This window comes from Streptomyces sp. NPDC036984 (assembly GCF_055607665.1).
Window position 1 is genome coordinate 141,935 of sequence record NZ_JBVJRL010000008.1, and the last position, 14,158, is coordinate 156,092.

Annotated in this window: 18 protein-coding genes; 12 read left to right on the top strand and 6 right to left on the bottom strand. The window is 69.9% G+C overall.

Annotated features, from left to right (window positions below; all coding sequences use genetic code 11):
• The first annotated feature begins 54 nt into the window (after positions 1 to 54).
• The 8 genes from clpS (at position 55) to ACZ7DL_RS17440 (ending at position 5,523) form a co-directional block, all read left to right on the top strand.
• The gene (gene clpS, locus ACZ7DL_RS17405; protein ID WP_189294522.1) at positions 55 to 363 is read left to right on the top strand and encodes an ATP-dependent Clp protease adapter ClpS; all 309 of its coding nucleotides are present in this window, start codon (positions 55 to 57) and stop codon (positions 361 to 363) included.
• 12 nt (positions 364 to 375) lie between these two features.
• Entirely contained in the window at positions 376 to 981 is a 606-nt protein-coding gene (locus ACZ7DL_RS17410; protein ID WP_470775025.1) for a DUF2017 domain-containing protein, read from the top strand.
• Positions 982 to 1,311: 330 nt separating this feature from the next.
• Positions 1,312 to 2,748: an amino acid permease gene (locus ACZ7DL_RS17415; protein ID WP_470775026.1), complete on the top strand. Its 1,437-nt coding sequence runs from the start codon at positions 1,312 to 1,314 to the stop codon at positions 2,746 to 2,748.
• Between the two features lie 134 nt (positions 2,749 to 2,882).
• Positions 2,883 to 3,305 (top strand): M67 family metallopeptidase, encoded by a 423-nt coding sequence (locus ACZ7DL_RS17420; protein ID WP_470775027.1) that lies wholly within the window; start codon positions 2,883 to 2,885, stop codon positions 3,303 to 3,305.
• Between the two features lie 114 nt (positions 3,306 to 3,419).
• Positions 3,420 to 3,515: a putative leader peptide gene (locus ACZ7DL_RS17425; protein WP_360740339.1), complete on the top strand. Its 96-nt coding sequence runs from the start codon at positions 3,420 to 3,422 to the stop codon at positions 3,513 to 3,515.
• Between the two features lie 119 nt (positions 3,516 to 3,634).
• Positions 3,635 to 3,913, top strand: a complete 279-nt coding sequence (locus ACZ7DL_RS17430) for a MoaD/ThiS family protein (protein WP_470775028.1) — start codon at positions 3,635 to 3,637, stop codon at positions 3,911 to 3,913.
• A 17-nt stretch (positions 3,914 to 3,930) separates the two neighbouring features.
• On the top strand, positions 3,931 to 4,881 hold the full coding sequence (locus tag ACZ7DL_RS17435) for a PLP-dependent cysteine synthase family protein (protein WP_470775029.1): 951 nt from the start codon (positions 3,931 to 3,933) through the stop codon (positions 4,879 to 4,881).
• A 195-nt stretch (positions 4,882 to 5,076) separates the two neighbouring features.
• Positions 5,077 to 5,523, top strand: a complete 447-nt coding sequence (locus ACZ7DL_RS17440) for a hypothetical protein (RefSeq protein WP_470775030.1) — start codon at positions 5,077 to 5,079, stop codon at positions 5,521 to 5,523.
• A 67-nt stretch (positions 5,524 to 5,590) separates the two neighbouring features.
• Here the strand turns inward: ACZ7DL_RS17440 and ACZ7DL_RS17445 are convergent, their stop codons facing one another.
• On the bottom strand, positions 5,591 to 6,052 hold the full coding sequence (locus ACZ7DL_RS17445; RefSeq protein ID WP_470775031.1) for a type II toxin-antitoxin system PemK/MazF family toxin: 462 nt from the start codon (positions 6,050 to 6,052) through the stop codon (positions 5,591 to 5,593).
• Positions 6,053 to 6,290: 238 nt separating this feature from the next.
• On the opposite strand from ACZ7DL_RS17445, the gene ACZ7DL_RS17450 reads away from it, so the two are divergent.
• Positions 6,291 to 7,043, top strand: coding sequence for an MBL fold metallo-hydrolase (locus ACZ7DL_RS17450; RefSeq protein ID WP_470775032.1), 753 nt, complete (start codon positions 6,291 to 6,293; stop codon positions 7,041 to 7,043).
• Between the two features lie 104 nt (positions 7,044 to 7,147).
• Here the strand turns inward: ACZ7DL_RS17450 and ACZ7DL_RS17455 are convergent, their stop codons facing one another.
• Together ACZ7DL_RS17455 and ACZ7DL_RS17460 are read right to left on the bottom strand one after the other, a co-directional pair.
• The gene (locus tag ACZ7DL_RS17455) at positions 7,148 to 8,413 is read right to left on the bottom strand and encodes a PTS transporter subunit EIIC (RefSeq protein ID WP_470775033.1); all 1,266 of its coding nucleotides are present in this window, start codon (positions 8,411 to 8,413) and stop codon (positions 7,148 to 7,150) included.
• 183 nt (positions 8,414 to 8,596) lie between these two features.
• A complete protein-coding gene (locus ACZ7DL_RS17460) occupies positions 8,597 to 9,898 on the bottom strand; it encodes a PTS transporter subunit EIIC (protein WP_470775034.1) in 1,302 nt (433 codons plus the stop codon).
• 187 nt (positions 9,899 to 10,085) lie between these two features.
• Here ACZ7DL_RS17460 and ACZ7DL_RS17465 point away from each other — a divergent pair, with 187 nt between their 5' ends.
• From ACZ7DL_RS17465 to ACZ7DL_RS17475, 3 genes are all read left to right on the top strand, one after another.
• Positions 10,086 to 10,319 carry a PTS sugar transporter subunit IIB gene (locus ACZ7DL_RS17465; protein ID WP_014672981.1) on the top strand — a complete coding sequence of 78 codons (234 nt, stop codon included), beginning with the start codon at positions 10,086 to 10,088 and terminating at the stop codon, positions 10,317 to 10,319.
• Between the two features lie 78 nt (positions 10,320 to 10,397).
• Positions 10,398 to 11,132 carry a ribonuclease PH gene (gene rph / locus ACZ7DL_RS17470; protein WP_470775035.1) on the top strand — a complete coding sequence of 245 codons (735 nt, stop codon included), beginning with the start codon at positions 10,398 to 10,400 and terminating at the stop codon, positions 11,130 to 11,132.
• 115 nt (positions 11,133 to 11,247) lie between these two features.
• Entirely contained in the window at positions 11,248 to 11,649 is a 402-nt protein-coding gene (locus tag ACZ7DL_RS17475; protein WP_470775036.1) for a hypothetical protein, read from the top strand.
• A gap of 15 nt (positions 11,650 to 11,664) precedes the next feature.
• Here ACZ7DL_RS17475 and ACZ7DL_RS17480 read toward each other — a convergent pair whose 3' ends face one another.
• Genes ACZ7DL_RS17480 through ACZ7DL_RS17490 form a run of 3 tightly spaced genes read right to left on the bottom strand, consistent with a single transcriptional unit; the run spans position 11,665 to position 14,155 of the window.
• Positions 11,665 to 12,351: a DUF1707 SHOCT-like domain-containing protein gene (locus ACZ7DL_RS17480; protein ID WP_470775037.1), complete on the bottom strand. Its 687-nt coding sequence runs from the start codon at positions 12,349 to 12,351 to the stop codon at positions 11,665 to 11,667.
• Positions 12,352 to 12,360: 9 nt separating this feature from the next.
• Complete coding sequence (locus ACZ7DL_RS17485) at positions 12,361 to 13,323, bottom strand: ABC transporter ATP-binding protein (protein ID WP_470775038.1); 963 nt, start codon at positions 13,321 to 13,323, stop codon at positions 12,361 to 12,363.
• 1 nt (position 13,324) lies between these two features.
• Positions 13,325 to 14,155, bottom strand: a complete 831-nt coding sequence (locus tag ACZ7DL_RS17490) for an ABC transporter permease (RefSeq protein WP_470775039.1) — start codon at positions 14,153 to 14,155, stop codon at positions 13,325 to 13,327.
• Positions 14,156 to 14,158: the final 3 nt, after the last annotated feature.

Below are 14,158 nucleotides of genomic sequence, written 5' to 3' on the forward strand. Positions count from 1 at the left end.
GTACTCCCTTTTCGTCGGTGTGACGATTTATGGGGGTCGTGGCAGCATGGCTGTGTGACGTCACCCGCGCCCGTAGAGATCGAACGCACCGAGTCGGCGGAGGAGGTCTTCGCCGTACCCGAGCCCGACGTCCCCTGGGTCACGATCGTCCACAACGACCCGGTCAACCTCATGAGCTATGTGACGTACGTCTTTCAGACGTACTTCGGCTACTCCAAGGACAAGGCCACCAAGCTCATGCTCGACGTCCACCACAAGGGCCGGGCGGTCGTCTCCAGCGGGAGCCGCGAGGAGATGGAACGCGACGTGCAGGCGATGCACGGCTACGGTCTGTGGGCCACCCTCCAGCAGGACCGGAAGTAGCGACCGACTTACATGCCCGGACACTTCGAACCGCTCCCCGGCGGCGGCGCGGCCGTCGCACTCGACGACGTCGAGATCTCCATCATCCGGTCGCTGGCCGTCCAGCTCCTGGAGCTGATCGGCCCCGGCCCCGGCGCCGACGCCCCGGACGACCCGCTCGCCGAGCTGTTCGCCGAGGGCCCGAGCGAGCCGCCGGCCGACCCCGTGCTGCGCAGGCTCTTCCCGGACGCTTACAGCGACCCCGAGCAGGCGCCCGGCTCGCCCGCCGAGGCCGAGGAGCGGCGGGCGCACTCCGCCGAGTTCCGCCGCTACACCGAGAACGACCTGCGCGCCGGCAAGCGGGAGAACGCGCTCGCGGTGATCCGCACCCTGGACGCGCTCGCCCCGGTGGACGAGGGCGGGGCGGTGCTCAAGCTGTCCCCGGAGGAGTCCCGGCGGTGGCTCGGCGCCCTCAACGACCTGCGGCTGGCGATCGGTGCCCGGCTGGAGATCACCGACGAGGACGACACCGATCTGCTCTACCGGCTCCCCGAGGAGGACCCGCGCAAGCCGATGGTGCTGGCCTACCTGTGGCTGGGCGGGCTCCAGGAGACGCTGGTGACGACCTTTATGCCGTGATCCGGGCGGCTTTGTCCCGCCTGGAGTGTTCGCTCAGAGGACGCTCAAATCCGGATAACGATCCCGTCACCGTTGCGGCCTGGTTTGCCGCATTCGGGCGGTCTTTGTCCGCTTTTACCTGTGCGGTGCGCCACAACGCGTCCCTGTGATCAGTATTGCGGCCGTGATAAATCTTCACGACCGCCCGGCCAACACCACCCATGTTCGGCCGGGTGCGCCACCGAGCCGACGACCGTCGGCCAGGCAACAGCTCCAGCAATCCGGGGGGATCGAAACCCGATCCGAGGCCGACGAAAGGCCCGGGTCGGCATGGAGAAAGGCGCACCACACATGACCTCAGCGCAGGTCGACCAGCATCGCGACGGCAATGAGGCCGTGCGGGCCGAGGACAGCGAGGGCGGCGAGGGGTATCAGCGCGGGCTCGGTGCCCGGCAGATCCAGATGATCGCCATCGGCGGTGCCATCGGCACCGGTCTGTTCCTCGGTGCGGGCAAGGGCATTTCCAAGGCCGGCCCCAGCCTGATCCTGGCGTACGCCATCGCGGGCCTCGTCATCTTCTTCATCATGCGGGCGCTCGGCGAGCTGCTGATGTACCGCCCGGTGTCGGGTTCGTTCTCCGAGTACGCGCGCGAGTTCATCGGCCCGTTCGCCGGTTTCGTCACCGGCTGGACGTACTGGCTGTTCTGGGTGGTCACGGGCATCACCGAGGTCACCGCCGCGGCCGCCTACATGACGTACTGGTGGAACATCCCGCAGTGGGTCTCGGCGCTCATCTTCACGATCATCCTGTACGGCGCCAACCTGATCTCCGTGAAGCTCTTCGGTGAGCTGGAGTTCTGGTTCTCCATGGTCAAGGTCACCGCCATCATCGGCATGATCCTGATCTGCGCCGGCATCCTCACGATCGGCTTCTCCGACGCCGGTGACACCGCCTCCGTCAGCCACCTGTGGAGCGACGGCGGCTTCTTCCCGCACGGCGTCGGCAACACGCTGATGACCCTGCAGATGGTCATGTTCGCCTTCCTCGCCGTCGAGCTGGTCGGTGTGACCGCGGGCGAGTCCAAGGACCCCAAGACCGTGCTGCCCAAGGCGATCAACACCGTGCCGTGGCGCATCGCCGTCTTCTACGTCGGCGCGCTGATCATGATCCTGTCGGTCGTGCCGTGGACGCACTTCCAGCCGGGCGTGAGCCCGTTCGTGGCCGCCTTCGAGAAGATGGGCCTGGCCGCCGGCGCGGGCATCGTCAACTTCGTCGTCCTCACGGCCGCCCTGTCGTCCTGCAACTCCGGCATGTACTCCACCGGCCGCATGCTGCGCGACCTCGCCCTGAACAACCAGGGCCCGAAGCTCTTCACCAAGCTGACGTCCAGCGGCACTCCGCTCGTCGGCACGTCGGTCTCCGCCGCGCTGATGCTGGTCGGCGTCTGGATCAACTACCAGTGGCCGGGCAAGGCGTTCGACTACGTCGTCTCCTTCGCGACCATCTCCGGCATGTGGGCGTGGATCGTCATCCTGCTCTGCCAGATCCGCTACCGCGCCAAGGCCGACCGCGGTGAACTGCCCCGCTCGGAGTTCCGCACGCCGGGTGCCCCGTTCACCAGCTGGTTCGCGCTCGCCTTCATCGGCATGGTGATCGTGATGATGGGCATCGACAAGGACGCCCGGGTCTCGCTGTACTGTGCACCGCTGTGGGCTCTGATCCTCGGCGTCGCCTACCTGGTGCTCAAGCGCCGCAACCCGGAGGCCGCGGCCTTCCGCAAGCGCTGACCCCCGGAAAAGGACGTCCGGCCGCCGGGAGCACTCGTGGTTCTCCCGGCGGCCGCCGCTCAGGACGTCCGCAATGTGGGCCGTCCCGTACCGCACCTCGGTACGGGACGGCCCCTCTGCTTATCCTGACGGACATGCTGACCATCACCCAGGCACTGGTCGACCAGATCGTCGCGCACGCGCGGAAGGACCACCCGGACGAGGCGTGCGGCGTCGTCGCGGGCCCGGCCGGCTCGGACCGCCCCGAGCGCTTCATCCCGATGCTGAACGCGGCCATGTCGCCCACGTTCTACGAGTTCGACTCGGGCGACCTGCTCAAGCTCTACCGCGAGATGGACGACCGCGACGAGGAGCCGGTGGTCATCTACCACTCCCACACGGCGACCGAGGCCTACCCGTCCCGTACGGACATCTCCTACGCCAACGAGCCCGGCGCCCACTACGTCCTCGTCTCCACCGCCGACACGGACGGCCTGGGCGAGTTCCAGTTCCGCTCGTTCCGGATCGTCGACGGCGTGGTCACCGAGGAGGACGTGAAGATCGTGGACGCCTACTGATCCGCCGGCTCCGAACCCTTCCGGATAGGTGTGCGTCTCGCTGCTCGGACCGATTGCGTCCGGGATGTGGGATCACACTCCGGGAAACGAAGCGGGAATCGATACGATGAGCCCATGGTTTTCGACGACGTGAGCGAGAAGACGCCGGGCACGCTGCTCGTGGCGCGGCTGCACGTCGATTTGTGCAGGCTCGCCAGCGCCATCTGTTGACGCCGGCCCTGCCGCCGTACGGCCGTGAGCCGCGGCGCCCAGACCCGCGTACGTCGCCCGTGCGTTCCGCGCCGCCGCGCGCCCACCGACCAGACACCTTCCGACAGGAGCCCTGAGCCATGGCCATCGAGGTCCGCATCCCCACCATCCTCCGCCAGTACACCGACGGTCAGAAGGCGGTGGAGGGCAGCGGGAGCACCCTCGCCGAGCTCTTCGCCGACCTCGAGACCCGGCATGCGGGCATCCAGGCCCGCATCGTGGACGGCGACCAGCTGCGCCGCTTCGTCAACGTCTACCTGAACGACGAGGATGTCCGCTTCCTGGAGGGCATCAACACCAAGCTGTCCGACGGCGACAACGTGACGATCCTGCCGGCCGTGGCCGGCGGCATGCGCTGATCGGTCGCTGAGCAGCGATGCGCTACGACTCTCCGCTGGCCGCGGTGGGCAACACCCCTCTGGTGCGCCTGCCGCGGCTGTCGCCGTCCCCGGACGTCCGTATCTGGGCGAAGCTGGAGGACCGCAATCCGACCGGTTCGGTCAAGGACCGTCCCGCGCTGCACATGATCGAGCAGGCGGAGAAGGACGGCCGGCTGACCCCGGGCTGCACGATCCTCGAACCCACCTCCGGCAACACCGGCATCTCCCTCGCCATGGCGGCCAAGCTCAAGGGCTACCGGATGGTGTGCGTGATGCCGGAGAACACCTCGCAGGAGCGCCGGGACCTGCTCGGCATGTGGGGCGCCGAGATCGTCTCCTCGCCGGCCGCCGGCGGCTCCAACACCGCCGTGCGCGTGGCCAAGGAGCTGGCCGCCGAACACCCCGACTGGGTGATGCTCTACCAGTACGGCAACCCGGACAACGCGGGCGCCCACTACGCCACCACCGGCCCGGAGATCCTCGCCGACCTGCCCTCGATCACGCACTTCGTGGCGGGCCTCGGCACCACGGGCACCCTGATGGGCGTCGGCCGCTACCTGCGCGAGCACAAGCCGGACATCCAGATCGTCGCCGCCGAACCGCGCTACGACGACCTGGTGTACGGGCTCAGGAACCTCGACGAGGGCTTCGTCCCGGAGCTGTACGACGCCTCGGTCCTCACCACCCGCTTCTCGGTCGGCTCGGCCGACGCGGTCACCCGCACCCGTGAGCTCCTCCAGCAGGAGGGCATCTTCGCGGGCGTCTCCACCGGCGCCGCCCTGCACGCGGCGATCGGCGTCGGCAGGAAGGCGGTCTCGGCGGGCCGGAGCGCCGACATCGTGTTCATCGTGGCCGACGGCGGCTGGAAGTACCTGTCCACCGGCGTCTACACCGCGGCCACCACCGAGGAGGCCATCGAGACGGTCCAGGGCCAGCTCTGGGCCTAGGTCCTGTCGCCGAACTCCCGTCGTCCCCGAAGGGCGGGGCGGGCGGGAGTTCGACCACAGGCCTGGCGACGGGTCCGGCGGCGGGCCGGTCGGCGGACCCGGCGGTGGATCCGTTCGTTCCGGTGGTACGTCACATCTGCACCAGGCTGCCGGACCGCCCGGCCCGGCAGCGGACGCAGAAAGGCGGACCTCCCCATGCGCCGTACCACGCCCTTCGCCCTCGCGGCGGCAGCGCTGCTCCTCGCGGGCTGCGGCTCCCAGCAGGACGCCGGGAGCAGCGGCAAGGAGTCCGCGCCGCCGTCCCCGTCCCGGTCCGCCGGCGGCTGTGCCTCCCGTGCGGAGCTGACGGCCGACGACCACGGCCGTACGGTCTGCGTGAGCAAGGGCGGCGAGGTCCGGCTCACCCTGGACGGCACCAAGGCCCGCTCCTGGAAGCCGGTCACCGCGAGCGGCTCGGGACTCGAGGCCATCAACGCGGGCTTCGTACTCCAGCCGGGTGACGCCACGGCCGCGTACCGGGCGGTGGCCGCCGGGACGGTGAAGCTCACCTCCTCCCGGCCGCTGTGCGCCGAGCCCACCGCCCCGGGCCAGGTCTCCTGCAAGGGCATCGAGGACTGGACGGTCACCGTCCGGGTCAGCTAGGTGTACTCGGCCACGACGTCGGTGACAGCGGGCTGATCGGGGGCCGGCCTGCGGGCGCGGTGTGTCCCTAGCGGGCGAGGTGCCGTACCTGGTCCCACAGGACCGGGTCGACCACGCCGACCCGGCGCCGGAAGCCGTCCACCGGCACCTCGCGCAGCTCGTCGGTCTCCAGGAAGCTGGGCCGGCCCTGGGCGTCGCCGACCGCGCCGGGGGGCAGCGGGATCACCCCGCTGCGTTCGTCGTGGTACTTGCTGGTGATCTTCGCGACCGTGGCCCGGTTGCCGCGTACGGCCAGCACCAGACAGGGCCGGTCCTTGACCCCGGTCCGGTCCTCGTACGGGACATCGGCCCACCAGATGTCGCCGGGCGTCGGGCGCATCGCGTGCGGCACGCGGGTGCCCGCCCGGCCCGGCGGCCTGAGCCGCCGCCCGCCCGGCCGGCGGCCGCCGCGGCCCCAGCCGTCGACGAGCGTGGCGACCAGTGCGAGCAGCACCACCGCAGCGAGCGCCAGCCACCAGGACGTGTCCATACGACGACGTTACCGGCGCTCGTCGAACATTGCGCGCCCTCTCCCCATCCTTGTGCGTCCCACGTCCAGCCGAACCGGTGACAGCACAGGTGAGTTCGCCCACAACGGCCCCTGGCGGAGGAGCGACCCGTGCTTTCGCGCCTTACGCTCGACGAACCGCACGACCCCTGTCAGCCCTCAACCCGAGTGGCCCTTCGTCCCGTCCCATCGGTTTCCCGCCAACGGAGGTTTCTGCTTCATGAAGCTCACCGTCGTCGGCTGCTCGGGGTCGTTCCCGTCCGCGGAATCGGCCTGCTCGAGCTACCTCGTAGAGGCCGACGGCTTCCGGCTGCTACTCGACATGGGCAACGGCGCCCTCGGCGAGTTGCAGCGCCACTGCGGTCTCTACGACCTCGACGCGATCTTCCTGAGTCATCTGCACGCCGATCACTGCATCGACATGCTCGCGTACTTCGTCGCGCGCTACTACCGCCACGAGGGCGGCCGCTGCGCGCCCATCCCGGTCTACGGCCCCGAGGGCACCGAACACCGCCTGACCACGGCCTACGCGGACACCCCCTCGGCCTCCTCGATGAGCGAGGTCTTCGACTTCCACACGGTCAAGCCGTCCACGTTCGAGATCGGCCCGTTCACGGTGCACACCGAGCGGGTCCGGCACCCCGTGGAGGCGTACGCCATCCGTGTCGAGCACGCGGGGCGGTCGCTGACGTACTCCGGCGACACGGGCGTCACCGAGGTGCTGGACGAGCTGGCCCGGGACACCGATCTCTTCCTGTGCGAGGCGGCGTTCACGCACGGCAAGGAGAGCATCCCCGACCTGCACCTCAACGGTCGCGAGGCGGGCGAGTCGGCGGCCCGCGCGGGCGCGCGCCGCCTGGTCCTCACCCACATCCCGCCGTGGACCGACCCCGAGGTCAACCTGAGGGACGCCCGCGAGGTGTTCGCCGGGCCGGTGGAACTGGCCGCGCCCCGGGTCACGTACGAGATCTGACGAGCCGGCGGCATCGCACATCAGACGCGGCCCCGCACCCCTCGGGAGTGCCGAAGGCCCCCGGGACCTTCTCGGTTCCGGGGGCCTTCGGCGGTTGTTCCGGGTTACTTGGCCTCGGCCTTCTGAAGCTCGGCCAGTTCCTCGTCGGACTCGCGGCCCGGCGTCGGCAGGTTGAACCGGATGATCGCGAACCGGAAGATCACGTAGTAGACGGCCGCGAAGCACAGGCCCACCAGGACCAGGCCCCAGGGGTTGCTCGCGATGCCCAGGTTCAGGCCGAAGTCGACCGCGCCCGCCGAGAAGCCGAATCCGTCCTTCATGCCGAGCGCCCAGGTCAGCGCCAGCGAGACACCGGTGAGGACCGCGTGGATCGCGTACAGGACCGGCGCGATGAACATGAAGGTGAACTCGATGGGCTCGGTGACGCCGGTGACGAAGGACGTCAGGGCCAGCGAGAACATCATGCCGCCGACGACCTTGCGGCGTTCGGGCCGGGCGCAGTGGACGATGGCGAGGCAGGCGGCCGGCAGGGCGAACATCATGATCGGGAAGAAGCCGGTCATGAACTGGCCCGCGTGCGGGTCGCCGGCCAGGAAGCGCGCGATGTCACCGCTCTTGCCGTGGTACTCGCCCGCCTGCAACCACGGGAACGAGTTGAGCAGGTGGTGCATGCCGATCGGGATCAGCGCACGGTTGGCGACACCGAAGATGCCCGCGCCGATCGCGCCCGACTTGACCAGCCACTCACCGAAGTTGTGCAGGCCCGTGCCGAGGACCGGCCAGATGTAACCGAAGACGATGCCGATGACCAGGCCGGCGAAGGCCGACAGGATCGGGACGAGCCGGCGGCCGCCGAAGAAGCCCGCCCAGTCGGGCAGCCTGGTGCGGTAGAAGCGCTGGTACAGCAGGGCCACGACGATGCCCATCACCACACCGCCGAGGACCTTGGCGTCCACCGGGGCGCTCTGCATGACTATCTTGCCGTCGACGACGGTCGCCACCTTCGGCAGGTTCTTGTCGGTGAACGTGGCGAGGACGTTCTTGAAGACCAGGTAGCCGACGACCGCCGAGAGGGCCGTCGAGCCGTCCGACTTCTTCGCGAAGCCGATCGCGATGCCCACGGCGAACAGCAGCGCCATGTTGTCGAGGATCGCGTTGCCGCCGGCCGCCATGAAGGACGCGATCTTCGTCAGGAAGGTCGGGAAGGAGGGGCGGCCCAGCATGTCGGTGTTGCCGAGGCGCACCAGGAGGGCGGCGGCCGGCAGGACGGCCACCGGCAGCATCAGGCTGCGGCCGATGCGCTGGAGCACAGCCATCACTCCGGCGCCCTTCTTCTTCTCGGCCGCGGGAGCGGCGGTGGCCGTGGTCATAAGTTCCTCCTGGGGGTACCGCCCAGCCGGGGCTGGGAAGGGCAGGGCGCCGCCCGGGAACCATGGAAGGGGACGGCAGCGTCTCTGGTCTACACCACCTGTGGTGTAGACCTGTTCTAGCACGATGAAGGCGGCATAAGGAACCCACGAATCCGCTACCGCGGTGCTACGCGCTGTGCGCCCTCAGACCTTGGTGACGTCCTCGACCTCGTCCACCGGCTCCCGCCCCGGCGTCTTCAGGTCGAACCGCGTGATCGCGAGGCGGAAGACGACGTAGTACACGGTCGCGAAGCACAGGCCGATGGGGATGATCGCCCACGGTCTCGTGGCCAGGGGCCAGTTGATGACGTAGTCGATCAGGCCCGCGGAGAAGCTGAAGCCGTCGTGCACCCCGAGCGCCCACGTCACCGCCATCGAGACACCGGTGAGCACGGCGTGCACGGCGTACAGGGCGGGCGCGATGAACAGGAACGAGTACTCGATCGGCTCGGTGATGCCGGTCACGAACGAGGTCAGCGCGACCGACAGCATCAGGCCGCCGATCTCCTTGCGGCGCTCCGGCCGGGCGCAGTGCGTGATGGCCAGGGCGGCGGCCGGCAGCGCGAACATCATGATCGGGAAGAAGCCCGAGGTGAACTGGCCCGCGTTCGGGTCGCCCGCGAGGAACATGTTGATGTCGCCGTGGACGGGCTTGCCGCCCGGCGGGGTATAGGTGCCGAACTGGAACCAGATGGGCACGTTCAGGAACTGGTGCAGGCCGATGACGAGCAGCGCCCGGTTGGCGATGCCGAAGACGCCCGCTCCCCAGGCGCCCGCGTCCCGCAGCCAGCGGCCGAAGCTCTCCAGGGCGTCACCGATGGGCGGCCAGACCCACAGGCACAGGGCCGCGAAGACGATGGCGACGAACGCCATGATGATCGGCACGAGCCGGCGGCCGTTGAAGAAGCCCAGCCAGTCCACCAGTTTCGTGCGGTGGAACCGGATCCAGAAGAAGGCGGCCAGCAGTCCCATCACGATGCCGCCGAACACCCCGGGGTTCTGGAACGTGAACGCGGTCACCGCGCCGACGCCCGCCCCGACGCTCACCTGGCAACCGACGTCCGGGACCGCCTTCGAGCCGCCCGGGCACCGCTCGGGGAACTGGTGCAGGACGCTCCAGTAGACAAGGAAGCCGACCACCGCCGCGAGCGCGGTCGAGCCGTCCGACTTGCGGGCCATGCCGATCGCGACACCTACGCAGAACAGCAGGGGCAGGCCGAGGGAGCCGTCGAGCAGCGCGCCGCCCGCGCCCTTCATCAGTTTCGAGACGTCGGTCCAGCCCAGGCCGTCGGCCCCGAACACGTCGGGCTGGCCCAGCCGGTTGAGGATGCCCGCCGCCGGTAGCACCGCGATGGGCAGCTGGAGGCTCCGGCCCATCTTCTGCAGGCCCTGGAACAGGGTGTTCCAGCGCGCGCGGGCGGGGCTGACCGTGTTCTCGGCGCTCATGCGCGTCCTTTCCGGGCCGCTGCACCGGGACGCGGTTTGGCGACCTTCCCCACGGTGGTGTAGACCAGTCGGCGGACGGTTCCGCTGTCGTGATCGCCATCATTCGGCACGGACGGCATGACCGCTCGCGAAGATGGGCCAACTGTGGGTTACTGCGACAAAGCGGTTCGGATCAGGGAGAAGGAACATGGCCAGCAAGGCTGAGAAGATCGTCGCCGGGCTCGGCGGCATCGACAACATCGAGGAGATCGAGGGCTGCATCACCCGGCTGCGCACCGAGGTGTCCGACCCCGCCCTGGTCGACGAGGCCGCCCTGAAGGCCGCCGGCGCCCACGGTGTCGTCAAGATGGGTACCGCCATCCAGGTCGTCATCGGCACCGACGCCGACCCGATCGCCGCGGAGATCGAAGACATGATGTGAGCCGCCGGGCTCACCGTGAAAGGGGCTCCTCCCGATGCGGGAGGAGCCCCCTGCGCAGCTCAGGCTAGGCTCGTCGGCATGTCTCGCATCGACGGCCGTACCCCCGAACAGCTCCGCCCGGTCACCATCGAACGCGGCTGGAGCAAGCACGCCGAGGGCTCCGTCCTCGTCTCCTTCGGCGACACCAGGGTCCTCTGCACCGCCTCGGTCACCGAGGGAGTCCCGCGCTGGCGCAAGGGCAGTGGCGAGGGCTGGGTCACTGCGGAATACGCCATGCTGCCCCGCGCCACCAACACCCGCGGCGACCGCGAGTCCGTCAAGGGCAAGATCGGCGGCCGGACGCACGAGATCTCCCGGCTCATCGGCCGCTCCCTGCGCGCCGTCATCGACTACAAGGCGCTCGGCGAGAACACCATCGTCCTCGACTGCGACGTCCTCCAGGCCGACGGCGGCACGCGCACGGCGGCGATCACCGGCGCCTACGTCGCCCTCGCCGACGCCGTCGCCTGGGCCCAGCGCAAGAAGCTGATCAAGGCGGCCCGGCAGCCGCTCACCGGCACCGTGAGCGCCGTCTCCGTCGGCATCGTCGGCGGCGTCCCGCTGCTCGACCTCTGCTACGAGGAGGACGTGCGCGCCGAGACGGACATGAACGTCGTCTGCACCGGCGACGGCCGCTTCGTCGAGGTCCAGGGCACCGCCGAGGCCCAGCCGTTCGACCGCGAGGAGCTGAACGCCCTGCTCGACCTCGCCGTCACCGGCTGCACCGAGCTGGCCGCGGTCCAGCAGGCGGCGCTGGCCGCCACCCTCGCGTAAAGAATCCTTCAAGGCCCGGGGGCAACCCCCCGGGCCTCTCCGGCGTCCCTCTGGGTACGGGCGCACAGCTCACCAGCGTGCGCCCGGCCAGCCGTACCAGGGGAGGGAACCCACCATGGCCGCCAGCCGACGCCGAGGCCGGCTCATCGCCGTCGCCGCCGCCGTAGCGACCGCCGCGCTCACCGCCGGCCTCACCACCGGCTGCGACGCCGTGGACAAGGCACTGGACTGCGTGCAGACCGCCGATGCCATCGCCGACAGCGTCACCGACCTCCAGCAGGCCGTGGAGAACGCCGCGAAGGATCCCTCCCAGACCGACGAGTCACTCGACTCCATAGACAAGAGCCTGCGGAAGATCGGCGACAAGACGGACGACGCCGATGTGAACAAGGCCGTGGACGACTTGCGCAAGGCTGTGGACAACGTGCGTACGGCCGTCAAGAACGGTGACGAGACGCCGGACGTCGGTCCGGTGACGGACGCGGCGGGCGAGCTGACGAAGGTCTGCACGTCGTAGCTCGTGGGGGCGCGCTCAGTGCCCCCCGTTGCGGCGGCGCTCCAGCCTCTCCTGCCGGCGCTGTTCCTTCAGCCGCTGCCGCTGAGCGCGCGGGAGTTTGCGTTCCACGCCCACCCCGCCCCAGAAGGCGAAACCGCCGATGATCACGCGGGGGGCGCCCGGCTCGGGCGGGGTGTCGTCTCTCGGGTGCTCGAAGGCGCCCATCACGCCGATGCCCCGTACGACGACCTCGGCGCCCGGCGGGACGATCACCTGCACTCCGCCCATGATCGCCACGCAGTTGATCTCGACCTCGCGGTCGGCGAAGTCCGCCTCGCGCAGGTCGAGTTCGCCGCCACCCATGAACGTGAAACAGGTAAACCGCCTCGGTACGGTCCAGCGGCCCCTGCGCTCGAACCCAGACAGGATCGCCACCGCACCCGTCGACGACCCCTCGCCGCCGGTGATCCGGCCCGCCCAACCGCCGTTCGCCACGGGGTCCTTCGCGAAGGAGACGCGCGGGGCCACCGCGCCGGACGCCGGCAGGTCGCGGGTGAGCGGTGCCAGCTCGCCGTACGTCCGCGCCTTGTAGGCCGCCTCCAGCCGCTCCTCGAACTCGTCCATGTCGAGCCGGCCTTCGGCGAGGGCGTCCCGCAGGACCTCGGCGACCCGTTCACGGTCGGCGTCGGACGCCCGGAGGTCCGGGGCTGCGTCGTCGCTCATGCCGGCAGCCTATGAGACCGCCCTCTCGGCGTACATCCGGGCGATGACGGCCTCGATGTCCGGCTCCCGCACCGACAGGTCCACCAGCGGATAACGGGCCGCCAGATGCGCGACCACCGGCGCCGCCGACTGCCCCGCCGGGAACGCCAGCCACTGCCGCGGCCCGTCCACCCGCACCACCCGCGCCGCCGGCACCTCCACCGGCGGCAGCTCCCGCTCCAGATCGACCACCAGCGTCCGTTCGCTCTCCGCGGCCTCGTGCAGCCCCGCGAGCGCGCCGTCGTACACCAGCCGCCCGTGGTCGATCACCATCACCCGCGAGCACAACTGCTCGATGTCCTGGAGGTCGTGCGTGGTCAGCAGCACGGTCGTGCCCCGCTCGGTGTTCACCTCGCGCAGGAACTCCCGCACCTTGGCCTTCGACACGACGTCCAGGCCGATCGTCGGCTCGTCCAGGTACAGCACGTCCGGATCGTGCAGCAGGGCCGCCGCGATGTCCCCGCGCATCCGCTGCCCCAGCGACAGCTGCCGCACCGGCACGTCCAGCAGGGCGCCCAGCTCCAGCAGTTCCACCAGACGGTCCAGGTTCTCCCGGTAACGGGCGTCCGGAATGCGGTACATGCGGTGGGCCAGCCGGTAGGAGTCGATCAGCGGCAGGTCCCACCACAGCGTGGTCCGCTGCCCGAATACCACCCCGATCCGGTGCGCCAGACGCGTCCGCTCCCGCGCCGGATCGATGCCCGCAACCCGCAGCCGCCCGGCACTCGGCGTCAGAATCCCGGTCAGCATCTTGATCGTGGTCGACTTCCCGGCGCCGTTCGGCCCGATGTATCCGACCATCTCCCCGCGCGCCACGGTGAACGAGAGCGCGTCCACCGCCCGCACCTCGCGCCGCTCCCGTCTGAGAAACCCGGTCCTGCGGCGCACCTCGAAGACCTTCTCGACCCTCTCCAGTGCGATGAAGTCACTCACGCTAGCTCCCTGTGCTGCGGTACGAACGAAGTCCCGCCCGCCAGGCCAGTCCCGCCGCCGCACAGCAGGCCACCGCCACCAGCGGGGGTGTGAACGCGACCCACTCCGGCACGCCCAGCGGATACGGCCGCCCCAGCACGTAGCTCGCGGGCAGCCAGTTGACGAAGGCCAGCGGCAGCACGAACGTCACCCCGCGCACCAGCTCCTTCGCGAACACCGTCGGCGGATACTGCAGCAGCGTCGTACCGCCGTACGTGAAGGCGTTCTGCACCTCCGAGGCGTCCTGCGCCACGAACTGGAACGCCGCCCCCGCCACGAACACCGCGCAGAAGATCCCGCAGCCGCTCAGCACCATCACCGGGATCAGCAGCAGTCTGCCCGGCGTCCAGTCGATGTCCACCCGGGTCAGCGACCAGCCCAGCACCAGCGCCCCCTGGGTCACCCGGCCCAGCCGCCGGAGCGCGAACCGGTCCGCCGCCACCTGCGCCAGCACCGGCGCCGGCCGCACCAGCAGCGTGTCCAGCGTGCCGTCCCGCACCCGCCGGCCCAGCCGGTCCATCGACCCGATCACCAGATCCGCCAGCCCGAAGGGGACCGCGGACAGCCCGTACAGGAACGCCACCTCGGGCAGCGGGTAACCGCCCAGCGCGTCCACCCGGGAGAACATCAGCATGATCGCGACGAAGTCGAGGAAGGTCGCCGCGAAGTTCCCGAACGTGGTCATGGCGAAGGACGTGCGATAGGCCATCGTGGACCGCACCCACATCGCCGCGATCAGCCGGTACGCCCGCACACCCTCGGCCAGCCGCCGCGCCCGCGTCTGCGGCGCCACCGG